This is a genomic window from Saccharothrix syringae (assembly GCF_009498035.1).
Lineage (GTDB): Bacteria > Actinomycetota > Actinomycetes > Mycobacteriales > Pseudonocardiaceae > Actinosynnema > Actinosynnema syringae.
The window spans coordinates 9,024,610-9,047,360 of the sequence record NZ_CP034550.1 but is presented as its reverse complement, the minus strand read 5'-3'; the positions used below and the strand labels follow the sequence as shown (position 1 = coordinate 9,047,360).

The 22,751-nt window shown below is 74.3% G+C and carries 21 protein-coding genes and 1 pseudogene; 13 read left to right on the top strand and 9 right to left on the bottom strand.

Annotation, left to right across the window (positions count from 1 at the left end):
* Positions 1–22: 22 nt before the first annotated feature.
* A complete protein-coding gene (locus tag EKG83_RS37705) occupies positions 23–856 on the top strand; it encodes an ADP-ribosylglycohydrolase family protein (protein ID WP_033435314.1) in 834 nt (277 codons plus the stop codon).
* On the opposite strand, the gene EKG83_RS37700 is transcribed toward EKG83_RS37705, so the two are convergent.
* From EKG83_RS37700 to EKG83_RS37685, 4 genes are read right to left on the bottom strand one after another with little or no spacing between them, the layout of a single operon-like run.
* Positions 844–1,821: an SRPBCC family protein gene (locus tag EKG83_RS37700; protein WP_033435292.1), complete on the bottom strand. Its 978-nt coding sequence runs from the start codon at positions 1,819–1,821 to the stop codon at positions 844–846. The two genes, EKG83_RS37705 and EKG83_RS37700, sit on opposite strands and share 13 nt — an antisense overlap.
* Position 1,822: 1 nt before the next feature.
* Positions 1,823–2,128, bottom strand: coding sequence for an ArsR/SmtB family transcription factor (locus EKG83_RS37695; RefSeq protein ID WP_033435291.1), 306 nt, complete (start codon positions 2,126–2,128; stop codon positions 1,823–1,825).
* 33 nt (positions 2,129–2,161) lie between these two features.
* Complete coding sequence (locus tag EKG83_RS37690) at positions 2,162–2,902, bottom strand: alpha/beta fold hydrolase (RefSeq protein WP_033435290.1); 741 nt, start codon at positions 2,900–2,902, stop codon at positions 2,162–2,164.
* Positions 2,887–3,855, bottom strand: a complete 969-nt coding sequence (locus EKG83_RS37685) for a sigma-70 family RNA polymerase sigma factor (RefSeq protein WP_051766929.1) — start codon at positions 3,853–3,855, stop codon at positions 2,887–2,889. The genes EKG83_RS37690 and EKG83_RS37685 overlap by 16 nt, the downstream gene beginning before the upstream one ends.
* A 109-nt stretch (positions 3,856–3,964) precedes the next feature.
* Between EKG83_RS37685 and EKG83_RS37680 the strand changes: the two genes are divergently transcribed.
* The 6 genes from EKG83_RS37680 (at position 3,965) to EKG83_RS37655 (ending at position 8,283) form a co-directional block, all read left to right on the top strand.
* Complete coding sequence (locus tag EKG83_RS37680) at positions 3,965–5,095, top strand: aminotransferase-like domain-containing protein (RefSeq protein ID WP_033435289.1); 1,131 nt, start codon at positions 3,965–3,967, stop codon at positions 5,093–5,095.
* A 90-nt stretch (positions 5,096–5,185) separates the two neighbouring features.
* The gene (locus EKG83_RS37675) at positions 5,186–5,575 is read left to right on the top strand and encodes a hypothetical protein (protein WP_153278701.1); all 390 of its coding nucleotides are present in this window, start codon (positions 5,186–5,188) and stop codon (positions 5,573–5,575) included.
* The gene (locus EKG83_RS37670; RefSeq protein ID WP_033435288.1) at positions 5,569–6,654 is read left to right on the top strand and encodes a sensor histidine kinase; all 1,086 of its coding nucleotides are present in this window, start codon (positions 5,569–5,571) and stop codon (positions 6,652–6,654) included. Before EKG83_RS37675 ends, EKG83_RS37670 begins: the two co-directional genes overlap by 7 nt.
* Entirely contained in the window at positions 6,651–7,256 is a 606-nt protein-coding gene (locus EKG83_RS37665) for a response regulator transcription factor (protein WP_033435287.1), read from the top strand. Before EKG83_RS37670 ends, EKG83_RS37665 begins: the two co-directional genes overlap by 4 nt.
* A gap of 132 nt (positions 7,257–7,388) precedes the next feature.
* Positions 7,389–7,754 carry a hypothetical protein gene (locus EKG83_RS37660; protein WP_033435286.1) on the top strand — a complete coding sequence of 122 codons (366 nt, stop codon included), beginning with the start codon at positions 7,389–7,391 and terminating at the stop codon, positions 7,752–7,754.
* A 169-nt stretch (positions 7,755–7,923) separates the two neighbouring features.
* On the top strand, positions 7,924–8,283 hold the full coding sequence (locus tag EKG83_RS37655; protein ID WP_033435285.1) for a hypothetical protein: 360 nt from the start codon (positions 7,924–7,926) through the stop codon (positions 8,281–8,283).
* Positions 8,284–8,331: 48 nt separating this feature from the next.
* Here the strand turns inward: EKG83_RS37655 and rnhA are convergent, their stop codons facing one another.
* Complete coding sequence (gene rnhA, locus EKG83_RS37650) at positions 8,332–8,811, bottom strand: ribonuclease HI (protein ID WP_407690741.1); 480 nt, start codon at positions 8,809–8,811, stop codon at positions 8,332–8,334.
* Between the two features lie 220 nt (positions 8,812–9,031).
* Between rnhA and EKG83_RS37645 the strand changes: the two genes are divergently transcribed.
* The gene (locus EKG83_RS37645; protein ID WP_228122361.1) at positions 9,032–10,201 is read left to right on the top strand and encodes an MFS transporter; all 1,170 of its coding nucleotides are present in this window, start codon (positions 9,032–9,034) and stop codon (positions 10,199–10,201) included.
* 142 nt (positions 10,202–10,343) lie between these two features.
* Entirely contained in the window at positions 10,344–12,293 is a 1,950-nt protein-coding gene (locus EKG83_RS37640; RefSeq protein WP_153278700.1) for a hypothetical protein, read from the top strand.
* Between the two features lie 107 nt (positions 12,294–12,400).
* Here EKG83_RS37640 and EKG83_RS37635 read toward each other — a convergent pair whose 3' ends face one another.
* Complete coding sequence (locus EKG83_RS37635) at positions 12,401–13,078, bottom strand: MBL fold metallo-hydrolase (protein ID WP_033435282.1); 678 nt, start codon at positions 13,076–13,078, stop codon at positions 12,401–12,403.
* 104 nt (positions 13,079–13,182) lie between these two features.
* On the opposite strand from EKG83_RS37635, the gene EKG83_RS48695 reads away from it, so the two are divergent.
* On the top strand, positions 13,183–14,352 hold the full coding sequence (locus tag EKG83_RS48695) for an acyltransferase family protein (RefSeq protein WP_033435281.1): 1,170 nt from the start codon (positions 13,183–13,185) through the stop codon (positions 14,350–14,352).
* Here EKG83_RS48695 and EKG83_RS37625 read toward each other — a convergent pair.
* Positions 14,322–14,999 (bottom strand): annotated as a pseudogene (locus tag EKG83_RS37625) (maleylpyruvate isomerase N-terminal domain-containing protein); the annotation flags it as partial. The gene EKG83_RS48695 and the pseudogene EKG83_RS37625 overlap by 31 nt on opposite strands.
* A 233-nt stretch (positions 15,000–15,232) precedes the next feature.
* On the opposite strand from EKG83_RS37625, the gene uvrA reads away from it, so the two are divergent.
* From uvrA to EKG83_RS37610, 3 genes are all read left to right on the top strand, one after another.
* A complete protein-coding gene (gene uvrA / locus EKG83_RS37620) occupies positions 15,233–18,106 on the top strand; it encodes an excinuclease ABC subunit UvrA (RefSeq protein ID WP_033435280.1) in 2,874 nt (957 codons plus the stop codon).
* 209 nt (positions 18,107–18,315) lie between these two features.
* Positions 18,316–18,804, top strand: a complete 489-nt coding sequence (locus tag EKG83_RS37615; RefSeq protein ID WP_211269293.1) for an SRPBCC family protein — start codon at positions 18,316–18,318, stop codon at positions 18,802–18,804.
* Positions 18,805–18,890: 86 nt separating this feature from the next.
* On the top strand, positions 18,891–19,760 hold the full coding sequence (locus tag EKG83_RS37610; RefSeq protein WP_153278699.1) for a hypothetical protein: 870 nt from the start codon (positions 18,891–18,893) through the stop codon (positions 19,758–19,760).
* A gap of 8 nt (positions 19,761–19,768) precedes the next feature.
* On the opposite strand, the gene EKG83_RS37605 is transcribed toward EKG83_RS37610, so the two are convergent.
* Both EKG83_RS37605 and EKG83_RS37600 read right to left on the bottom strand, forming a co-directional pair.
* Positions 19,769–21,163, bottom strand: a complete 1,395-nt coding sequence (locus EKG83_RS37605; protein WP_033435279.1) for a GntP family permease — start codon at positions 21,161–21,163, stop codon at positions 19,769–19,771.
* A complete protein-coding gene (locus EKG83_RS37600; RefSeq protein ID WP_033435308.1) occupies positions 21,160–22,749 on the bottom strand; it encodes an N-acyl-D-amino-acid deacylase family protein in 1,590 nt (529 codons plus the stop codon). Before EKG83_RS37600 ends, EKG83_RS37605 begins: the two co-directional genes overlap by 4 nt.
* Positions 22,750–22,751 lie beyond the last annotated feature (2 nt).

Here is a 22,751-nt window from a genome sequence, read left to right as displayed (position 1 = left end):
AATCAGTTATAACGTGGGCACCATGCTCGTCGAACTGGCTGTCGCCGACGCCTACGGCGCGGGTTTCGAGTACGCCGACCCGGCCTACGTGACCAGGCACAACACCCTCGCCGGGTACGTGCGCAACCCGGTGCACCCGCGCCTGGGGCCCGGCCGGTACACCGACGACGCGCAGATGACCCTGGCGCTCGCCGAACTGCTGGTGTCGGGCCGGCCGTGGACGCGCGAGGCGGTGGCCGAGGCGTTCGTGACCGCGTTCCACCGCGATCCCCGGCAGGGGTACGCGCGGGGTTTCCAGGCGTTCCTGGAGGGGGTGCGCTCGGGGGAGGAGTTCCTGGCCCGCATCCGCCCGGACAGCGACAAGAGCGGCGCGGCCATGAGGGCCGCGCCGCTCGGCCTGCTGCCGACGCCCGCGGACGTGCTGCACCACACCGACGTGCAGGCGCGCGTCACCCACGACACGCCGGACGGCGTGGCCGCGGCCCGCGCGGCGGCGCTCGCCGTGCACTACTGCCGGTTCGGGCTGGGACCGGTGGCCGGCGTCGGGGCGTGGATCGCGGACCGGTTGGGCTCACCGGTGTGGGCCCGGCCGTGGTCGGGCCCGGTCGGCGCCAAGGGCGTGATGAGCGTGCGGGCGGCGCTGACCGCGCTGGCCGCGGGCGGTTCGCAGAGCGCGGTGCTGCGGGCCTGCGTGGCGTTCACCGGGGACGTGGACACGGTCGCGACCGTGGCCCTGGCCGCCGCGTCGTGGTCGGCGGAGATCGACGCCGACCTGCCGCCGGTGCTCGTGGAGGGGTTGGAGAACGGGCCGTACGGCCGCGACCACCTCGCCGCGGTGGACGCTCAGCTGCCGTAGTGCTCGACCAGTTCGGCGACGCGCCGCTCCGGCCAGGGGCAGCGGACCTCCCCGAAGGTGGCCGCGAAGAACAGCTCCAGGTGCGCGTGCCAGGCGGCGAGGGCTTGAGGGGCGAACGCCGGGTCGGTGAGCGCGTGCGTCAGCTCGACCGAGGTGCCCCGCTCGGGGTCGGCGCGGAACTCCCAGCGGACGCGCCCGGTCGGCGAGTCGAACACCAGGACGCGCGGCGGGGTGCGCTCGACCAGCGGGCCGGCGGGGACGTGCGGGTTGGTGGCGCGCACGGGCACGCCGGTTCCGGTCTCGCCCGCGGCAGCGCCTTCAGCCCCGGCCCTGGCTTCAGCCGCAGTCCCGGCCCCGGCCCCGGCCGCAGTCCCGATCCCGGCCTCGCGCCCGCCTTCGCCCCCGGTCAACACCGCCCACACCTCGTCGAGCGGGCGCCAGACCAGGTCGCGCACGAACCGCACCACCCCGTCCTCGAACCGCCCGGTGTCCAGCCCGAACTCGCGCGTGTACCGCTCGATCGCCCCCAACACCTCCCCACCACCGCTGAACGGCCGGTCGTCCAACCGGGCCTCCAGCGCGGCCAGGCAGGTGTCCCACCCGACGGCGTCGCGCGCCGCACCGCGCTCGGCGCCCAGCACGGCCGTGAACACCAGCAGGCAGCCGCGCTCGTGGGGCAGCAGCTCGAACCGCAGCACGTCGGTGCTCCACCGGAACGCGAACACCCTGGGCGGGTCCAGCTCCAGGACCTCCCCGGTGGACGTCGGGTCGATGACGTCGGTCAGGACCTCGTCGGGGAAGGAGAACCGCATCTCCCGCCCCTCGATCTCGACCGCCGCCGGGAACCAGTGCGCCAGCTCCGGCGGTTCGGTCACCACCCGCCACACCTTGGCGGGCGGGTGGGCGAGCACCCGCTCGAAGCGCAGCACGGGCCTGCCGTCGATCCGGCGCAGTTCGGCGCCCATCTCAGTCCACCTCGTCCAGTCGGCGTTCCAACGCGTCCAGGCTCCGCTCCCACATGCGCCGGTAGGGCGCCAGCCAGGCGTCGACCTCGGCCAGCGGCTCGGGGCGCAGCCGGTACAGGCGCCGCTGCGCGTCCCGGCGGACCTCGACCAGGCCCGCCTCGCGCAGCACCTTCAGGTGCTTGGACACGGTCGGCTGGCTCACCGAGAGCCCGTCGACCAGGTCGTTGACCGGCCGCTCGCCGGCCCGCAGCACGTCGAGGATGCGACGCCGCTGCGGGTCGGCGAGCACGGCGAAGGTAGATGCCATGTCGGCAATATAGCCGCTACGGCATATTCGCTGTCAACCGGCGCGCCGCACGGGCATCAGCGGCTCCGGCGTGGTGGTCAGGAACTCGGCCACCAGGGACGCGCACAGCTCCGGCCGCTCGAACAGCACCAGGTGCGAGGACCCGGGCAGCACGCACAGCTGCGCGTCCGCGATGCCCCGGTACAGCGCGAGGGTGTGCTCCAGGTGGACGATGTCGTCGTCGCTGCCCAGCACCAGCGTCGGCGCCGTGATCGCGGCGAGGTCCACCGCCTCGTCGGAGTGCGCGGCCCGCGCGTACTTCTCCACCACCACCGGCAGGTGGTCGCGCCCGTCCGGCGACACCTCGGCGTACCGGTCGGCCAGCTCGGCGGGCAGCTCGCCGCCGACCTCCGGCAGGAAGATCCAGCCCTCCTTGGCGAACGCGGTGTTGAGCACCGCCAGCCTGCGCACCAGGTCCGGCCGCCGCTGGGCCAGGCCCAGCGCCACCACGCCGCCCGCGCTGTAGCCGACCAGGTGCGCCGGCCCGCCGACGACCTGCTCCAGGAACGCGGCCAGGTCGCCCGCCAGCACGTCCAGCCCCACCGGGCCCGGCACGTCCGGGGTGCGGCCGTGCCCCCGCCGGTCCGCGGTGTGCACGCGGAACCGGTCCGCCAGCCGGGCCAGGTTCGGCCCGAAGTCCCGCGAGTCGGCGAACCCGCCGTGCAGCAGCACCACCGGCTCGCCCTCGCCGCGCACCTCGTGCCAGGTGCGCACGCCGTTCACGATGTCGTACACCGAAGCCCTCCCGATCGATCGTGGTCCCACCCGCTGCTACGGGCGGCGGCGGGCAAACTCATCGGCAGGCCGAACAACCCGAACAGCTCGTCGCCCAGGAACGTGGTCGCGCCCAGCTGGCACCCGCCCGAGAACTCCACGACCACCAGCGCGAACGGCCGGTACGCGCCCTCCCCGTCCGGCCGGTACTGGCCGAACGCGGGCACGCCGCTGGCCCGCGCCGGCACCAGCCGCGCGGTCTCGCAGCCGCTGCCGCCGAAGGACAGCACGGCCGCGATGTCCGCCCGCCCCCGCAGCCACCACGCGAACGGCGGCATGGCCGTCGTGGCGTCCTCGTGCAGCAGCGCGACGAGCGCCGGCACGTCGTGCCGCTCGAACGCCGTCGCGTACCGCTCCAGCAGGCCGGGGTCCACCGGCCGCAGCGGCTCCGGCCTGCGGTCGGCGATGGTGGCGCGGGCCCGTTGCAGCGCGCTGTTCACCGACGCGACCGTGGTCCCCAGCAATCGGGCGACCTCCGCGGCCCGCCAGCACAGCACGTCCCGCAGGATCAGCACCGCCCGCTGCCGCGGCGGCAGGTGCTGCAACGCGGCCACGAACGCCAGCCGCACGCCCTCCCGGTCCGCGGCGACCTGGTCGGCGGGCAGCACGCGCTCGTCCGGCACGGGCAGCACCCACGCCGACGCGGGCAGCGGCTCGCCCAGCGGCGTGCCCGGGGCCGCGGGCGAGGCCAGGTCCATCGCCACGGCCCGCCGCCGGGCGGTGCGCAGCAGGTCGAGGCACACGTTCGTGGCAATCGCGTACAACCACGCCCGCAGCGACCCGCGCGCCGGGTCGTAGGTGCCGCGCCACGCCCGCACGAACGTCTCCTGCACGGCGTCCTCGGCCTCGAACGGCCCGCCCAGCATGCGGTAGCAGTAGCCGGTCAGCTCCACGCGGTGCGATTCCAGGTCCACGCGCCCAAGGTAAGGTGGTGGTGGCGCCCCTGACCCCTCGGAGCGGCCGTCCCGGCGTGGCACCACCGCGTTCACCCCCGTTCGACCACGTCTTCTCCGAGGAGTCCCCGTGCCGCGCACGTTCTCCAGCTCACCGGTCCGCGACCTGCTCGCCCTGACCGCCCGCCCCGAGGTCATCTCCTTCGCCGGCGGCCTGCCCGCCCCCGAGCTCTTCGACGTCGAGGGCCTGCGCGAGGCGTTCGGCCGGGCGGTGTCCCGGCGCTCCCTCCAGTACGCGCCCACCGAGGGCGACCCGGACCTGCGCGCCCTGGTCGCCGCCCGGCTCACCGCCCGCGGCCTGCCCACCGCGACGGGCGACCTGCTCGTCACCACCGGCTCCCAGCAGGCGCTGACCCTGATCGCCACCGCCCTGCTGGAGCCCGGCGCGGTGGTCGCGGTCGAGGAACCCACCTACCTGGCGGCCCTCCAGTGCTTCCGGCTCGCGGGCGCGCGGGTCGTGCCCGTCGCCGGCGACGAGCGCGGCATGGACCCCGACGCCCTCGCCGAGGTGGTCGAGCGCGAGCGCCCCGAACTGCTGTACCTGGTGCCCACCTTCGCCAACCCCACCGGCCGCACCCTCGACGAGACCCGCCGGCGGGCCATCGCGGCGCTCGCCGAGCGGCACGGCCTGTGGGTCGTCGAGGACGACCCGTACGGCGAGCTGCGCTACCGGGGCGAGCCGGTGCCCGCCCTGGCGTCGTTCGGCGAGCGGGTGCTGCACCTGGGCAGCTTCTCCAAGGTCGGCGCCCCCGGCCTGCGCCTGGGCTGGCTGCGCGCGCCGGAGCCGATCCTGCGCACGCTGGTCGTGGTCAAGCAGGCGGCGGACCTGCACACCTCCGCGGTCGACCAGGCCGCCGCCGCGGTGTACCTGGCGGCGCACGACCTGGACGCGCACGTCGCCCGCCTGTGCGCGACCTACCGCGAGCGCCGTGACGCGATGCTCGCGGCCCTGCCGGACACCGTCCCGGCGGGCACGACGTGGACCGACCCGGACGGCGGCATGTTCGTGTGGCTGACCCTGCCGGGCGAGGTGGACACGGCGGTGCTGCTGCGCGAGGCGCTGGCGCGGGACGTGGCGTTCGTGCCGGGCGCGTCGTTCTACGCCACCACACCGGACCACTCGACCCTGCGCCTGTCCTTCACCACCGCCACGCCCGCCGAGATCGCGGAGGGGATGCGGCGGCTCGCGTCGGCGTTCTGACGGTGTCATGGGCGACCCGTGCGTTCCGCACGGGTTTCCCGTGACACCGCGGGGGTGGGGATTGCGCGCCGCGGGCCGCAGCGTGGGGGCATGACGCGTTCTTCGTTGCTCTCCCTGGTGGTGTCCGCCGCGCTGGGGTTCGCGATCGTCGCGGACGACGACGGCGACTGGACCGGTTTCGGCACGTGGGGCCTGCCCGCGTGCGCGCTGGCCTACCTGGTGTTCGCGCTGGCCCGCGGCTTCGCGCGGCGGCCCGCGGTGCTCGCCGCGCAGGTCGCGGGGGTGGTGCTGTTCGGCGGGGTGGCCGCGGTGGCGCTGGCGGTGGACCCCGGGGTCGGCCGGTGCGCGGTGGCGGCGGGCTGGCTGGCGCACGCGGCGTGGGACCTGGCGCACTTCCGCGCCGACCTGGTCGTGCCGCGCTGGTACGCCCTGGGCTGCGTGGTGGTGGACTCGTTCGTGGGGGTGTCGCTCGCATGGTGAGCGCGGTGCGGCGGGCCCGGGTGCTCACCCTGGTGTCGCTGGGCGTGGCGTGGTCGACGAGCCTGGTGGGGCCGGGGATCGGGCTGCTGCTGGAGCCGCGGCCGCGGTGGGTGTGGCTCGGTGGCCTGGGCGTGCTGCTGTTCGCCGCGGCCCACGCCGCGGTGCTGCACGCGGCGGTGTCGCCGGTGCGGCGCGGGCCGCGGCTGGTGGCGCTGGCGGTGGCGACCGCGCTGTCCCCGCCGCTGGTGGCGCCGGTCGCGGCCGGGCGGTGGGAGACGTGGGCGTGGCTGGGTGCGGCGCTGGTCGGCACGGCGCCCGTGCTGGCGCGGCGCTGGTGGGTGCCCGCGCTGGGGGTCGTCGTGGTCGCGGCGCTGGTGTCGTCGGCGCCCCTGGCGGCGGCGCTGGTCGCCGGTGGCGTGGGCATCGGGCTGGCGCTGGTGCACGTGCTGCCGGTGTGGTTGTGGGACCTGATGGTGCAGGCGCAGGAGGGGCGCGAGGCGCGGGCGCGGCTGGCCGTGATCGAGGAGCGGCTGCGGTTCGCGCGGGACCTGCACGACGTGCTCGGGCACCGGCTGACCGTGATCGCGCTCAAGGCGGAGCTGGCCGAGCGGCTGGCACCGTCGGACGCGGCGCGGGCCGGTGCGGAGGCCGGCGGGGTGCGGGAGCTGGCCGCGGCGGCGCTGGCCGACCTGCGCGAGGCCGTGGACGGCTACCGGTCGGTGGAGTTGGGCGAGCAGGCGGCGGCGATCGCGCGGGTGTTGACCTCGTCCGGGGTGCGGTGCACGGTGGCGGTCCCGCCGTCGCTGCCCGCGGTGGCGCACGAGCTGTCGTGGGCGCTGCGGGAGGCGGGGACGAACGTGCTGCGGCACAGCCGGGCCCGGTGGTGCACGATCGAGGTCGCGCTGGAGCCGTCGGGCGTCCGGCTGACCGTGGCCAACGACGGCGCGTCGGCCGGTCGCGGTCGCGGTCGCGGCACGGGGCTCGACGGGCTGGCCGAGCGGTTGGCGCGGGTCGGCGGCACGCTGCGCGCGGGGGAGGAGGACGGGGTGTTCACGCTGGTGGCGACCGTGCGGACGTGATACGCGTGCTGCTGGCCGACGACGAGGAGCTGATCCGCGTCGCGGTCGCCGCGCTGCTCGGGCTCGAACCCGACATCGAGGTGGTGGCCCACGCCGCGGACGGCCGGGCGGCGGTGGACGAGGCGCTGGCGCACCGGCCGGACGTGGCCGTGGTGGACCTCCAGATGCCCCGGCTCGACGGGTTCGAGGTGACCGCCGAGCTGGCGGCCGCGCTGCCGGCGTGCGCCGTGGTCGTGCTGACCGGCCGGGGCAAGCCGCCGCACCTCCGGCGGGCCCTGCTGGCCGGTGCCCGGGCGTTCCTGCCGAAGGGCTCGCCGGGCGGCACCCTGGCCGACGTGATCCGCCGCGTGCACGCCGGCGGGCGGTACGTGGACCCGGCGCTCGCGGCCGACGCGCTGACCACGCCGCCGTGCCCGCTGACCCCGCGCGAGCTGGAGGTGCTGCGGCTGGCCGAGTACGGCACGCCGGTGGCGGGGATCGCGCGCCGGGCGCACCTGTCCGCCGGGACCGTGCGCAACCACCTGTCGGCGGCGGTGGCCAAGCTCGGCGCGGCGTCCCGCCCGGAGGCGTTCCTGATCGCCCGGGACAACGGCTGGCTGTAGCCCCCCGTCCCCGGTCCGGCCCGGAACGGGGAGGTCGTTCCCGCAGGTCACGGGTGGTGCGGCGGCGGAGCGGGGTGCCGGCGGGTCCGGTGGCCGCCCTACCTTTCGCGGTGTCGTCGAGAGGGAGGGCACATGACCTACCAGGCACCCGCACCGACCCGGCCGCGGGCCGCCGTCGTGGTGCTGGGCGTGCTCGTCGTGCTGCTGGTCGGCGCGTCGGTGCTGATGGGAGTCCGGTACGCCGAGGTGGTGGACGACCGGGACCGGCAGGTCGCGCACCTGGAGGAGGCCGACCGGGAGCTGACCGGGGCGCAGGAGCGGCTGGCCGACACCCGCGGGCAGGTCGACGAGGTGCTGGGCCGGATCTCCGACCTGGAGGCGCGCAACACCGAGCTGCGCGGGTGCGCCGAACCGGCCCGGGACTCGATCATCGCGGCGCGTGACGGCGACGACGCCGCGCTGGGGCCCGCCGTGGACCGCGCGTCGGACAACTGCTGAGCGGGAGGCACTCGTGACCAGTCCTGACGTGACCCGGCCGTCGTTGAACGGAGCGCACCCCGGGCTGCCGGAGCCGGTGGGGAACGCGGCCGAGCCGGAGCCGTTGAGCGGCAACCAGCCCGAAGCCGCACCCGTCCGGTCCCCGGAACCGTCCTCTGTGGACCCTTTGTTGCCAGTCGCGCGCCCGAACCGGGCCCCGCTGATCGCCCTGACCGCCCTGGCCGCGCTCTTCGCCGCCACCACCGGCCTGCTCACCGCGCTCTACACGAGCGCGGCGGGCGAGCGCGACGAGCACGTCGTCTCCCGCGCCCAGCGGGAACTCGCCCTGACCGGCGTGGCGGAGCAGCAGGAGCAGGTCGACCAGGCCCTGGCCGACCACCGTTCCCGCGAATCCGCCCTGAGCGGCGAGCACGACCTGCTCACCCGGTGCGCCGAGGCGGCCGAGGCGTACTTCGACCTGCCGCCGGAGCAGTCACCGGAGTCGTCCCGCCTGTTCCGCGTCATGTACGACGTCTGCCCGCTGATCTAGCGGCGCGGACGGAGGGGGGAACCGCGGACCTGCGGGCGGGCGACCCGCCTACCGCCCGTCGTGGACGACGTCCGCCCGCAGGTCCGACTCCACCGCCGCCCGGACGCCGCGGACCGCCAGCCGGTCCGCGCGCTCGTTCTCCGGGTGCCCCGCGTGGCCCTTCACCCAGTGCCACTCGACCCGGTGCGGCGCCGCGGCGGCGTCGAGCCGCCGCCACAGGTCGACGTTCTTGACCGGCTGCCGCCCGGAGGTCAGCCACCCGTTGGCCTTCCACTTGGCCATCCAGGACAGCACGCCGTTGCGCACGTACGTGCTGTCGGTGTAGATCCGCACGACCGAGGGCCGCTTGAGCGTTTCCAGGGCCCGGATGGGGGCCATCAGCTCCATCCGGTTGTTGGTGGTGGCCGAGGACTCCCCGCCGAACAGGTCGCGCTCGTGCGCCCCGTACCGCAGCACGGCGCCCCACCCGCCGGGGCCCGGGTTCCCGCTGCACGCGCCGTCGGTGTAGATCTCCACCACCTGCTCCACGCGACGGAACATACCGGCGCGGGCCCACCTCGCGGCGACCGAGGCGGGGCGACCGCCACGAACCGGCCGCCGGCGCAGCGGCCACGGGTCATGACACCACCAGGCTGCACGAGCGGGTGATCCCGCGGTCGACCGAACGGCGGCATCGACCTCGTGGCTCATGCCGAAGTCGTCGCAGTTCACCAGGCGCCGCACGCGGCGGGGCCATACCGTGGCCACGGTGCCGACCCCCGCGAACGCACGGCGCTTCATGGCGGCCACGGTGATCGACGCCCTCGGCAGCGGCCTGTGGATGCCCTTCACGCTCCTGTTCCTGGTCCACGGCCAGGGCATGGGCCTGGTCGAGGCCGGGGGCGCGCTCAGCACCGGCGCGTTGCTCGGCCTGGCCGCCGGCCCGCTGTCGGGTTCCCCGGTGGACCGGTTCGGCCCGGTCGCCGTCCTGGTGGCGGGCAACCTCGTCCGCCTGGTGGCCTTCGCCTGCTACCCGTCGACCTCCTCCGCGTGGCAGGTGGCGCTGGTGGCCACCGCGATCAGCGCGGGCGACCGCCTCTTCTGGACGGCCAACGCCCCCGTCGCCGCCGCGCTGACCACCGGCCGGGGCACCGAGGACCTGCTGGGCACGCAGGCGATCGCCCGCTTCCTCGGCGCGGGCCTCGGCGCCGGCGCCACCGCGCTGGTCCCCGACCTCGGCGACCCGTCGACCTACCACCTGCTGGCCCACCTCAACGCGGGCAGCTTCGGCGTGGCCGCGCTGCTGGTCGCCGGCGTCCGGGTGCCGCGCGTCCGGCCGGCCGCGCGGCACGGCGGTTGGACGACCGTGCTGCGCGACCGCCCCTACACCGCCTTCTGCGCCGTGCACGTGCTGTTCACGCTGGCCAGCGCGAGCAAGTACGCCATGCTGCCGATCCTCGTGCTCGACGTCCTGGAGGGACCGCACTGGGTGCCAGGGGCGGCGTTGGGCATCGGCACCGCGGTCGTGGTCCTGGTGCAGAAACCCGTGACGCGCCTGGCCGCGCGCTGGTCCCGCGGCACCGGCCTGGTCGTCGCGGCGACCGCGTTCGCCTGCTCGTTCGCCGCCCTGGTCCCGGTCGCGGCGCTGCCGGTGGGCGCCGCGGTCGCGGTGGTCCTCGCGGTCAGCGTCACGTTCGCGTTCGCCGAAGCGCTCTTCGCGCCGCTGTCCACGGCCGCCGCGGCGGCAGCCGCGCCGCCGGGCGCCGAGGGGCGGGCGAGTGCGTTGTTCCAGCTGTCCTGGGCGGTCCCGGCGGTCACCGGCCCGGCCCTGCTCACCGCCCTGCTGTCGCTCGGCAACCCGGTGCTGTGGGCGGCGCTGACCCTCACCTCGGCCGCCGCCGTGCCCGCGACGCTGCGGCTGCGCCGGGTCGTCGGCTGAGGGCGCCCACCGGCGGCGCAGCAGGACGTCCGCCCCGACCGCCGACAGGGTGCAGCCGGGGACGACCCACCGGGCGCCGGTCACGGTGTGTGCCCTTGGGTCGGCGTCCAGCCGGTCCCCGGCGGTCCGCGATAGTGGTCGCATGAGCACGAGCGATGACCGTCGCGCACGTGAAGCGGCCGCCGACGACCTGGTGGCCGGGTTCGAGAGCTGGGCCGCCGCGGGCGACGCCGACCCCTTCGTGGTGGAGGCGGCGTTGGAGTGGCGGGTTTCGCGGGGTGGCGATCCCGCCCGGTGGGAGGCCGAGGACCTCCGGGAGTTGCTGGCCGAGTGGTTCCCGCGCAAGGTGACGATGAACCGGCCCGAGTGGCCCGGGGTGTTGTCGACGCTGCACCGCTGGGTCGACTTCCTGGCCGCCGCGCCGGTCGACCGGCCGGGCGACCCGGCCGCGCTGCACGCCGCGATCGACCGGGTCGCCCCCGTCTTCCTCGCGAGGATGGCCGACGAGCGCAACTACGGACCGGCGAAGTTCTGGGCGACGCGCATGATCGAGCACGGCGTCGACCCGCGGGACGGCGGGGGTGTTCGTCGCTTCGTGGCGGCGGCGCGGGCCGGTGAGGTCGACTACGACCAGGACGTGCTGGCCGAGATCATGCGCCGCGATGCGTTCGACGGTGTCATCGACCTCGCCGATCCCGACCCCGGCTCCGGCGAGGGCGTGGAGCGTCACCTGCCGCCGGTGGTCCTGCCCCCCGACCACGACCTGGCCGCCATGGCGGGTGGTTCCGCCCTGGTGACCCGGCTGCGCGTGCTGGTGACGTGGGTGGGTGCGGGGCGCGCGTTGACGGCGACCAAGCGCCTGCGCGTCGCCGACGCCCGTGAGCTGGCCGGACTGCTGGGTGTTGACGAGCCCTTCCTGGAGCGGGCCCGGAGCAGCGCGGACCTGCCGGAGGTGTCGTTGTTGATCGAGTGGGCCAGGGCGGTCCGCGTGCTCCGCGTGGTCAAGGGCCGGTTGGTGCCGGTCAAGAGCGCGGTCGGACTGCTCGACCGGCCGTTGGACCTGTGGCGGAGGGCGTACGCGGCCTTCCCGGGGGTGGGACACGTGCTGTGCGCGCCCACGAGCCACTACGAGGCCCCTTCACCGCTCGGGGAGGCCCTGCCCGAGGTGGTGCCCGAACTGATGCTGGGCCTCTACACCGCGGGCGGGACCCCGTTGCCGGTGGAGTTGCTGGTCCAGGACGTCCGGGACCTGCTCTCCGAGCTGTTCGACTTCGGCGTCGGGGGGCTCCCGGTGGACTTCCGCGAGCTGATGTGGCGCAGGGACCTCGACCGCGTGCTCGCGGCGCTGGAGACGCTGGGGGCGGTGGGGGGAGCGGTGGCCGCGGAGTCGTGGGAACTGGACGGGATCGCCGAGCTGACCGGTGAGGAGGACCCCGACCCGAGGCTCGTGGGGTTGACCCCGCTGGGGTTGTGGGGTGTGCGGGAAACGCTGTCGGCGGAGGGCTTCGACGCCCCGACGGTCGAGGAGCTGGCCGATCGGCCGCTGGACCAGGTGTGCGGGGCATTGCGGCACGCGGCCCCCGAGCTGGTCGAGTCGGCGTTGACGAGCTGGGTCGGGAGCAGGGAGGCCGCTCGGGCGGCGGCCGAGTTGGCGGAGTGCTGCGCGGCCGGGCCGTCGCCGTCGGTCCGCCTGCTGGCCTGGTCGGGGCTGAGCCGCACGGGGGAGCCGGGCGTCGAACAGGCCCGCCGCTTGCGCGCCACCGGAGGAGTGCCGGGGGCCGTGGCCACCGAGTGGCTGGTCCGCCACGGCGAGTTGGCGCCGAGCGCCGCGCGGAAGCACGAGGTGGTCCTCGCGCTGGCGGAAAACCTCGCCGCCAGGCACGAACACGGCTTGCTGGTCGAAGAGCTGACCGGGCACCCGCTCGACGACCAGATCGGCTTCGTCCGAGCGCTGGCCGACGCCGATCACCCCGACCGGTACGACATGCTGTCCGCCATCTCCGAACACCACCCGAACCGGGACGTCACCGCCGCGGCTCGCGCGATCCTCGCCGACCGGGCCGGAGGGGCGGCCGGCGCCCACCCCCGCTGACGCCTCCCGACATGCGGTACCTCCTCTCGTCCGCACGGCTGCCCGCCTGGTTCGGGTACTGCGTGAGGTCGGGCGATCCGTGTCGACTGCCCGACCTCACACCGCGATCACCAACCGCGCGAACGCCACTCGTCCAGGTGAGGTCTTTCACTCCCCAGGGTGGAATCGTCCCCGTGACCGGGGTAGAACCACGTGTCGTCCGGCAGCACGTCGAACACCCGCGACGACACGTCGTCGATCAACGAGGTGAAGTCCTCCGGCGACGTGGTCCGCCCCACCCCGCCCGGGAACAGCGAGTCACCGGTGAACAGGTGCGGGTGCCCGCCCGGGTCGCGGTACAGCAGGGCGATCGAACCCGGCGTGTGGCCGCGCAGGTGGACCACCTCCAGCGGCACCTCGCCCACCCGCACCACGTCCCCGTGCTCCACCAGCACGTCCGGCGGGATCGGCAGCACGCCCGCGTCCAGCTCGTGCGCGACGGTGTTCGACCCGTTCGCCCCGGCCACCGCCCCCAGCGCACCCCAGTGGTCGGCGTGCTGGTGCGTGGTGACCACCGTCTTGAGCCTGGGCCGGTCGACCGAGTGCCCGATCACGTCGGACAGGCGCCCGGGGTCGGCGGCCGCGTCGACGAGCAGCCCCTCGTTGGTCGCGCGGCACACCAGCAGGTACGCGTTGTTGTCCATCGGCCCCACCGAGACCTTCGTGATGGTCAGCGCGTCGAGGGTGCGTCGGGTCGCCGGGCCGCCCGGCGACACGTGCCCGGTGTAGTCCTCTAGTACGTCCACAGTGGCCGACGGTAGCCGACGGGGCACCCTTCAGGTTCCGCACAGGTCGACCTCCTAGGGTGGCAACGCCCTCCGCCGCTCCACCGAATAGGGTTCTCCACCTCGTGCCTACCCAACGTCGCATCAACTGGGACGTCCTGCGCATCCTGGCCGTGCTCTGCGTGGTCCTCCAGCACGCGACCCACGCCGGCCCCTCGGTCCACCCCGAGCTGAGCGCACCGCTGTTCGTCTTCGACCTGGAGTTCGGCGCGAGCGCGCTCGTCGTCATCTCCGCCTTCTTCGCCTGCGCCTCCCTGGCCAAGGGCGCACCCGCGCGCTTCCTGCGCCACCGCCTCGCCCGCCTGATCCCCGCCTACGTCGTCGCCGCGACCTGCACCTACGCCGTGCTCCGGTACGCCGCCCCGCCCGGCTGGAGCCACCTGGAGCCGCGCGACCTGCTGTTCAACGCGCTGATGCTGCAGAACTGGTTCCCCGAGGTCCGCCTGGTCGACTTCTCCTACTGGACGCTCCCGGTGCAGGTCACGGGCTTCGCCGCGGGCGCCCTGCTGGCCTCCCGGGTGCGCGGCCCGGCGGTCAAGGCGCTGCTGTGGACCCTCGTCGCCGGCCCCCTGCTGCTGCGCTCCTGGACCGCCGAACCCGGCCTGGTCCGCACCCTCTACGACGGCCTGGGCGTGCACCGCGCCCAGCTGTTCGCCATTGGCATCGCCATCTGGCTGTGGTCCCGCTCACGGCTCGGCGACCGCCACCTGTTCGCCCTGCTCACCTCCTCCCTGCTGGCCCAGGCCGTGCACAGCGCGGACCTGGCCTCGACCACCGCGCTGGGCGTGCTGCTGGTCGGCGTGTGCGCCGCCGCGGGCGGCCCGGACTGGGACGTCGCCCCGGTGCGCGCGCTGCGGCGCCCCATCAGGTGGCTGGCCGGCATCTCCTACGGCGTCTACCTCGTGCACCAGGAGATCGGCTACGTGGTCATGGCGTCGGTCTCGACCTTCGGCCCGCTGGCCGAGCTGGCGGCGTTCACCGGCACCGCCGTGCTGCTGGGCTGGCTGCTGACCAGGTTCGTCGAACGGCCCGCCCACCGCGCCCTCACCGCGAACCGCCGCACCGCCGTGGTCGGCCTGCTGCTCACCGCTCAGAGCCACTTCGGCAGCGTCGGCGCCGCACCGTCCAGCCGGGCCCCGCTGTGGCGGCCGGTCAGCCACCCCAGCACGTCGGCGGCCGCGCCGCTCACCACCGGCGACGCCTCGCCGGCCCCGGTGAGCGCCCAGCCGCGCTGACGCCCGTCCGGCAGCACCGCCTCCACGCGGACCGCGGGCACGCCCGGCCGGTCCGCGTACAGGGCGACCGCGTCGTCCACCAGCTCCTCCACCAGCTCCGGCGGCAGGTCGCCGAACCCGACGCCGCGGTCGAGGTCGACCAGGTGGCACCACACCTCGCGCAGCCGCATCCACGGCACCCGGTGCGCCGGCAGCACGCCCAGCCGCGGGTGGTCCACCTCCGCCTCCCACGCGGTGGGCGGCAGCTCGCGCGCGTACGCGGTGAACCGCTGGCACGCCGCGTCCAGGTCGGCGCGCAGCAGTTGCGGCAGCCTGCCCGCGCCCTCCTCGATGTCGGCGTCCCGGTCGGCCTTGCTCAGGTACATGGGGTGCTCGACCCCGGTCTTCGCCCACCTCAGCAGGTTGACCAGGGCGTCGGCGTTGCGCGCGAGGTGCGTCACCACGTGCCCCCGGCTCCAGCCGGGCAGCAGGCTCGGACCCCGCATCGAGGTCTGGTCGATACCGGCCACCACCTCGTACAACGCCTCGGTGGCCCGCTCCACCCCGGCGAGCCCGGCGAGGGCTTCCCGGACCGAGGGCGAGTGCCCGCGCGGCGCGGGTACGCTCGTCTGGGCGGATCGGGCCTGTGCGGCATCAGTGAAGCTCATGGGCACCTCATCCCGCGTATATGCGGCCGAACGGCCTATCGCCCCAGCGTAGGGGCGTCGAGTACCGCTCGGTAGGGCCGTTGGCGCACGATCGCGGGTACCCGCTCGTCAGGTTTTTGTCGGTGGTCGCACCTAGCATGGTGCGCACCCTCCCCGACAGGCCCGCGACGGTGTTCCGATACGCTTTTTCGAACGCCTGTTCGGGGGATGGTCAAGAACCGAAGGGAATCGCTGTGGCCGACCGGCTCGTCGTTCGCGGGGCACGCGAGCACAACCTGCGGGGGGTGGACCTCGACCTGCCGAGGGACAGCCTCATCGTGTTCACCGGGCTGTCCGGCTCGGGCAAGTCCAGCCTCGCCTTCGACACGATCTTCGCCGAGGGCCAGCGCCGCTACGTCGAGTCGCTGTCGGCCTACGCCCGGCAGTTCCTCGGCCAGATGGACAAGCCCGACGTCGACTTCATCGAGGGCCTGTCGCCCGCGGTCTCCATCGACCAGAAGTCGACCAGCCGCAACCCGCGCTCGACCGTGGGCACCATCACCGAGGTCTACGACTACCTGCGCCTGCTCTACGCGCGCGCGGGCAAGCCGCACTGCCCCAAGTGCGGCGAGGCGATCAGCAAGCAGACCCCGCAGCAGATCGTCGACCAGGTGCTCGCCATGGAGGCGGGCACGAAGTTCCAGGTGCTGGCCCCGGTCATCCGCGGCCGCAAGGGCGAGTACCTCGACCTGTTCTCCAGCCTCCAGTCGCAGGGCTACTCGCGCGCCAAGGTCGACGGCACCGTGTACGCGCTGGGCGAGGTGCCCAAGCTCAAGAAGCAGGAGAAGCACCACATCGCGGTCGTCATCGACCGGCTCAGCGTCAAGGCCGGCGCGAAGCAGCGCCTCACCGACTCGGTGGAGACCGCGCTGCGCCTGGCCGACGGCCTGGTCGAGCTGGAGTTCGTCGACGTGCCGGAGACCGACCCGGGCCGGGTGCGCGGCTTCTCCGAGAACCTGGCCTGCCCGAACGGCCACCCGCTGGCGATCGAGGACCTGGAGCCCCGGTCGTTCTCCTTCAACTCGCCCTACGGCGCGTGCCCCTCGTGCACCGGCATCGGCGTGCGCAAGGAGGTCGACCCGGAGCTGGTCGTGCCGGACGACGAGCTGTCGCTGGCCGAGGGCGCGATCGCGCCGTGGGCGTCCGGGCAGACCGCCGAGTACTTCACCCGCCTGCTGGAGTCGCTGGGCCTGGCCATCGGCTACCGCATGGACACGCCCTGGCGGCAGCTGCCCGCCAAGGTGCAGAAGGCGATCCTGCACGGCGTCGACGAGCAGGTGAACGTCCGCTACAAGAACCGCTACGGCCGCGAGCGCTCGTACTACGCCAACTACGAGGGCGTCATCCCGTTCCTGGAGCGCCGCCAGGAGCAGACCGAGTCCGAGTACATGCGCGAGAAGTACGAGGGCTACATGCGGGAGGTGCCGTGCCCGGTGTGCCAGGGCACGCGCCTGAAGCCGGAGATCCTGGCCGTCACGCTGCACCACGCGACCAAGGGCGACAAGTCGATCGCCGAGGTCTGCGCCATGTCGGTGGCCGAGTGCTCGGACTTCCTCGACGGGCTGAAGCTGGGCAGGCGCGAGGCGATGATCGCGGGCGCGGTGCTCAAGGAGATCCAGGCCCGCCTGCGCTTCCTGCTCGACGTGGGCCTGAACTACCTGTCGCTGGACCGCGCGTCGGGCACCCTGTCCGGCGGTGAGGCGCAGCGCATCCGGCTGGCCACCCAGATCGGCTCCGGCCTGGTGGGCGTGCTGTACGTGCTGGACGAGCCGTCGATCGGCCTGCACCAGCGCGACAACCACCGGCTGATCGAGACCCTGACGCGCCTGCGCGACCTGGGCAACACGCTGATCGTGGTCGAGCACGACGAGGACACCATCCGCACCTCCGACTGGGTGGTCGACATCGGCCCCGGCGCGGGCGAGCACGGCGGCCACGTCGTGCACAGCGGCACCTACGAGGCGCTGCTCAAGAACAAGAAGTCGATCACCGGCGCCTACCTGTCCGGGCGCAAGGAGATCCCGATGCCCGCCCGGCGGCGCCCGGTGGACAAGAAGCGGCAGCTGACCGTGGTGGGCGCGCGCGAGCACAACCTGCGCGGCATCGACGTGTCGTTCCCGCTCGGCTGCCTGGTCTCGGTCACCGGCGTGTCCGGCTCGGGCAAGTCGACGCTGGTCAACGACATCCTGGCCACCGTGCTGGCGAACAAGCTCAACGGCGCGCGCCAGGTGCCCGGCAGGCACACCCGGGTCAAGGGCCTGGAGCACGTCGACAAGCTGGTGCAGGTCGACCAGTCGCCGATCGGCCGCACGCCGCGCTCCAACCCGGCCACCTACACCGGTGTGTTCGACCACATCCGCAAGCTGTTCGCGGCGACCACCGAGGCCAAGGTGCGCGGCTACCTGCCGGGCCGGTTCTCGTTCAACGTCAAGGGCGGGCGCTGCGAGGCGTGCGCGGGCGACGGCACGATCACCATCGAGATGAACTTCCTGCCGGACGTCTACGTGCCGTGCGAGGTGTGCAAGGGCGCCCGGTACAACCGCGAGACGCTGGAAGTGCACTACAAGGGCAAGACGATCGCCGAGGTCCTCGACATGCCCATCGAGGAGGCGGCGGAGTTCTTCGAGCCGATCAACGCCATCCACCGGCACCTGCGCACGCTGGTGGACGTCGGCCTCGGGTACGTGCGGCTCGGCCAGCCGGCGACCACGCTGTCCGGTGGTGAGGCGCAGCGCGTGAAGCTCGCCTCGGAGCTGCAGAAGCGGTCGACCGGCAAGACGGTCTACATCCTCGACGAGCCGACCACCGGCCTGCACTTCGAGGACATCCGCAAGCTGCTCGGCGTGATCAACGGGTTGGTCGACAAGGGCAACACGGTGATCGTGATCGAGCACAACCTCGACGTGATCAAGACGTCGGACTGGCTGGTGGACATGGGGCCGGAGGGCGGTTCGGGCGGCGGGACCGTGGTGGCCGAGGGCACGCCGGAGCAGGTGGCCGCGAACGAGGAGAGCCACACGGGCGCGTTCCTGCGCGAGGCGCTCCCCTCGGTGGCCGCGGTCGGGTGAGCTGTAGTTGGTCGGACGTGGCTCGGCTTGACGCGGCTTGGTCGGGCGCGGCTCGGTCGGGCGCCGCGTGACCGGGTGCGGCGTGGGCGAGCGTTGCGGCTGAGCCCGTCCGACCGGCCCGGTTGTCCGAGCCCGGTCGTCCGGTCGCGCCCGTCCGTTGACGCGTTTCCCCGGGTGGTGGCCGGCGCCACCACCCGGGATGCGTGAGCATGGTCGACATGCCGCTGAACCACTACCGCTTCCGCAGCGTCTGGTCGGTCGACAGCCCGCCGGAGCAGACCTTCGACGTCCTGGCCGACCTGGCCGCCTACCCGCACTGGTGGCGCGAGGTCCGCGAGGCCCGCCAGGTGGCCGAGGACGCGGCCGAGCTGCGGTGCCGGTCCGTGCTGCCCTACGACCTGGTGTTCCAGACCCACCACAACACCAAGGACCCCCGCACGGGCCTGCTGCGCGCCGACCTGGTCGGCGACCTGGACGGCACGGCGAGCTGGCGCCTGGAGCCCGAGGGCCGGGGCACGCGGCTGGTCTACGAGCAGGAAGTGGTGGTGCGCAAGCCGCTGCTGCGCGCGTTGGCCCTGATCAGCCGCCCCCTGCTGAAGGCCAACCACGAACTGATGATGCGCAGCGGCCGGCGCGGCCTGCGCACCTACCTGGCCGGTTTCCGCGCCGGCGCCCGCGAGGGCCGGCCGATCGGGTGACCCGCGCGGGTCCGGAGATCCTTCTGAACCCCTCCCCACCCCCGCACGTGTCGTGGGCGCACCCGAACCCGCGGGAGGTCCACACCATGACGCGCACCCGTGCGGTCGCCCTGGCGACCACCGCCCTGCTCGGCGCCCTGCTCGGCGCGTGCGGCCAACCGGGACGACCCGGGGCGGCCGTGCCCGCCGGCCCCGACCGGGTCGCCGCCGCGGCCGGCGGGGAGATCGTCCCGGGTGCCCCGGAGCTGACCACCGCCGTGGTGCCGGACCTGGGCACCGTCCTGGCCGACGGCGACGGCCTGACCCTCTACCGCTCCGACCGCGACACCAACGACCCGCCCACCTCCACCTGCGACGGCGACTGCGCGCGCCGGTGGCCGCCCGCCCTGGCCGACTCGGTGGACGTGCGCTCGCAGGGCGTCGACCAGGCCCTGCTCGGCACGCTCGACCGCCCGGACGGCACCAGGCAGGTCACCGTGGCCGGCTGGCCGGTCTACCACTTCGCCGCGGACACCGCCCCCGGCCGGGCGGGCGGCCAGGGCGCGGACGGCACGTGGTTCGCCGCCGCGCCGAACGGCCGCAAGGCCCTCCCGCCCACCGCGGACCTCGCCCTGGCCACCGCCTCGGTCGGCGCGCTCGGCACCGTGCTGACCGACCGGACCGGCATGACCCTGTACCGCTCCGAGCGGGACACCACCGACCCGCCCACGTCGACCTGCGAGGACGCCTGCGCCCTCCGCTGGCCGCCGCTGCTGGTGGGCTCGCCGGACTTCGGCGTCCAGGGCGTGGACCGGTCGCTGGTCGGCACCACCACCCGCGCGGACGGGCGGCTCCAGGTCACCGTCGCCGGGCGACCGCTGTACCTGTTCGCCGGCGACCGGCTGTGCGGCGACGCCGGGGGCCAGGGCCTCGACGGCGTGTGGTTCGCCGCCCGGACCGACGGGAGCCGGGCCTGAAACCGCCCTCACACCACCAGGCTCAGCAGCATCGCCATCGCGAAGCCCACCACCGACAGGATCGTCTCCAGCACGGTCCACGTCTGCAGCGTCTCCTTCACCGACAGCCCGAAGTACCGGGACACGATCCAGAACCCGCCGTCGTTGACGTGGGAGGCGATGATCGAGCCCGCCGCGATCGCCATGACCACCAGCGCGAGCTGCGGCTGCGAGTAGCCCAGGTCGGCCACCACGGGCGCCACGATGCCGGTCGTGGTCACGATCGCCACGGTGGCCGAGCCCTGGGCGATCCGCAGCCCGCAGCTGATCACGTAGGACAGCGCGATCACCGGCAGCCCCAGGTCGGACAGCGACGTGGCGAGCACCTTGCCCACGCCGGTCGCGGCGAGCACCGCGCCGAAGAACCCGCCCGCGCCGACCACCAGCAGGATCATCGCCACCGGGCGCAGCGACGCGGCGGACAGCTCGGTGACCTGCTCGCGCGACATGCCCCGGCGGAAGCCGAGCAGCCAGAACGCCAGCAGCACGGCGATGGTCAGCGCCACCGCGGGCGTGCCGAGGAAGGTGAACACGCCGTAGGGCACGGAGCCCTTGGCCAGCAGGATGCTGCCGAACGTGCCCGCCAGGATCAGCACCAGCGGCACCGCGATGATGCCGAGCACGAGGCCCAGCGGCGGCTCGCCCTTCTGCTCGTCGCCGCGCAGCTTCTCGGCGGCGGCCAGCATCTCCTCGGGCACCGGCACGTGCAGGCGCTTGCCCGCCCACGCCGAGAACAGCACGCCGCCGACCAGCCACGCCGGGATCGCCACGGCCAGCGCCATGAGGATGATCCAGCCCAGCTCGACGCCGAGCAGGCCCGCCGCGGCGACCGGTCCGGGGTGCGGCGGCATGAAGGCGTGCATCACCGACAGGCCGGCCAGCAGCGGCATCGCGTACAGCACGATCGACCGGCCGCTGCGCTTGGCGGCCACGTACACCAGCGGCGCGAGGACGAAGATGCCGATGTCGAAGAACACCGGCACGCCGAAGATCAGGCCGGCCAGGCCCATCGCCAGCGGGGCGCGCTTCTCGCCGAACGCCCGCAGCAGCGACCGGGTCAGCACCTCCGCGCCGCCGGATGCCTCCAGCACCGCGCCGAGCAGCGTGCCGAGGCCGATGATGGCCGCGACGTGCCCGAGGATGCCGCCGAAACCCTTCTCCAGCAGCGATTCCGACGCCTTCTGCGCCGACCCGACCAGGGTCTCCACCGGGACGCCCGCGGCCAGCGCCACCAGCAGGCCGACGATGATCAGGGCGATGAAGGGCTCGACCTTCCACCTGATGATCATCGCCAGCAGGAGGGCGATGCTGAGCGCGGACAGCGTCAGCAGACCTCCCGTGGACTCCTGCAACCAGTCGATCATGCGCGGCTCCCGGGGTTTCGCAGGGACTTGCCGGGCAGGGCGTCGGTGCGCCCGCCCTCGTCGACCACGGGCACCCCGTTGACGACGACGTGGGTGATGCCCGCGGCGGCCTGCCGGGGCTCGTCGAAGGTCGCGGTGTCGGCGACGGTGTCCGGGTCGAACAGCACCAGGTCGGCGGCGTACCCCTCGCGCACCAGGCCGCGGTCGGCCAGCCGCAGCCGGCGCGCGGCCCGCCCGGTCAGGTGGTGCACGCACTCCTCCAGGCCCAGCACGCCCAGCTCGCGCGCGTACCGGCCGAGGTAGCGGGGGAAGGTGCCCCAGGCGCGGGGGTGGGGCCGGTCGCCGACCAGCAGCCCGTCGCTGCCGCCGGTGTGCGCGGGGTGGCGCATGATCGCCCGGACGTTGTCCTCGTGGCCCACGTGCATGAGGCACGAGGTACCCAGCCGCTCGGAGACCAACACGTCGAAGTACAGCTCGGCGGGCGGGCGCCCGGCCCGGCGGGCGGCCTCGGCCACGGACAGCCCGACCAGGTGCGCGTTCTCGGCCCGCCGCACGCCGTTGACCTCGATGGTCGACCAGTCCACCGGCACGCCGTGGCACCCGTCGGAGCCGGTTTCCTCGATCTCCACCCGGATGCGCTCGCGGGTGTCCACATCGGACAGCCGGGCGAGCGTGGCGTCCGGCCCGCCCTCGCCGGCCCAGCTGGGCAGCAGCGCGGACAGGTAGGTCGCGCCGGGCAGGTACGGGTAGGTGTCCAGGGTGATGTCCGCGCCCGCCGCGATCGCCTCGTCCAGCAGCGCCAGCAGCTCGCCCGCCCGGCCCCGGTTGACCTCGAAGTTCATCGTGGCGTGGGCCAGGTGCAGCGGGCAGCCGGAGTCCCGCGACACGCGCACCATCTCCGCGTACGCCTCCAGCGCGCCGGCGCCGTAGCTGCGGTGGTGCGGGCTGTAGAACCCGCCCAGCTCGCCGACCACGCGGCACAGCTCGGTCAGCTCGGCGGTGTCGGCGTACATGCCGGGGGTGTAGGTCAGGCCCGAGGACATGCCCAGCGCGCCCTCGCGCAGCGACCGCGCCAGCACCTCGCGCATCCGGTCCAGCTCGGCGGGCGTGGCGGGCCGGTCCTCGTAGCCCACGCACAGCATCCGCAGCGTGCCCTGGGGCACGAGGTAGGCGGCGTTGACCGCGATGCCCCGGTCCAGCCGGTCCAGGTACTCGCCGACCGAGCGCCAGTCCCAGTCGAACCCGGCCGGGTCGTCGTTCCACCCGGCGAGCTGGGCGCGCAGCGCGGCCAGCACGTCGTCGTCCACGGGCGCGTAGGACAGCCCGTCCTGGCCCAGCACCTCCGTGGTCACGCCCTGGGTGACCTTGGCCAGGTGCTCGGGGTTGGCCAGCACCTGGAGGTCGGAGTGCGAGTGCATGTCGATGAACCCCGGCGCGAGCACGCGGCCGTCGGCGTCGACCACCCGCCGCCCGTCGAGCCGGTCGCCGATTTCCGCGATCCGCCCGTCGAGCACGCCCACGTCCGCCCGGTAGGCGGGCGCGCCGGTGCCGTCCACCACCCGCGCACCCCTGAAGACGATGTCCACGG

Coding starts and splice junctions, on each gene's coding strand:
- EKG83_RS37615 (WP_211269293.1), top strand. CDS start 18,316: ATGGTCGACATGCCGCTGAACCACTACCGCTTCCGCAGCGTCTGGTCG.
- EKG83_RS37670 (WP_033435288.1), top strand. CDS start 5,569: ATGGTGAGCGCGGTGCGGCGGGCCCGGGTGCTCACCCTGGTGTCGCTG.
- EKG83_RS37640 (WP_153278700.1), top strand. CDS start 10,344: ATGAGCACGAGCGATGACCGTCGCGCACGTGAAGCGGCCGCCGACGAC.
- EKG83_RS37610 (WP_153278699.1), top strand. CDS start 18,891: ATGACGCGCACCCGTGCGGTCGCCCTGGCGACCACCGCCCTGCTCGGC.
- EKG83_RS37660 (WP_033435286.1), top strand. CDS start 7,389: ATGACCTACCAGGCACCCGCACCGACCCGGCCGCGGGCCGCCGTCGTG.
- EKG83_RS37705 (WP_033435314.1), top strand. CDS start 23: ATGCTCGTCGAACTGGCTGTCGCCGACGCCTACGGCGCGGGTTTCGAG.
- EKG83_RS37695 (WP_033435291.1), bottom strand. CDS start 2,128: ATGGCATCTACCTTCGCCGTGCTCGCCGACCCGCAGCGGCGTCGCATC.
- EKG83_RS37675 (WP_153278701.1), top strand. CDS start 5,186: ATGACGCGTTCTTCGTTGCTCTCCCTGGTGGTGTCCGCCGCGCTGGGG.
- EKG83_RS37700 (WP_033435292.1), bottom strand. CDS start 1,821: ATGGGCGCCGAACTGCGCCGGATCGACGGCAGGCCCGTGCTGCGCTTC.
- EKG83_RS37605 (WP_033435279.1), bottom strand. CDS start 21,163: ATGATCGACTGGTTGCAGGAGTCCACGGGAGGTCTGCTGACGCTGTCC.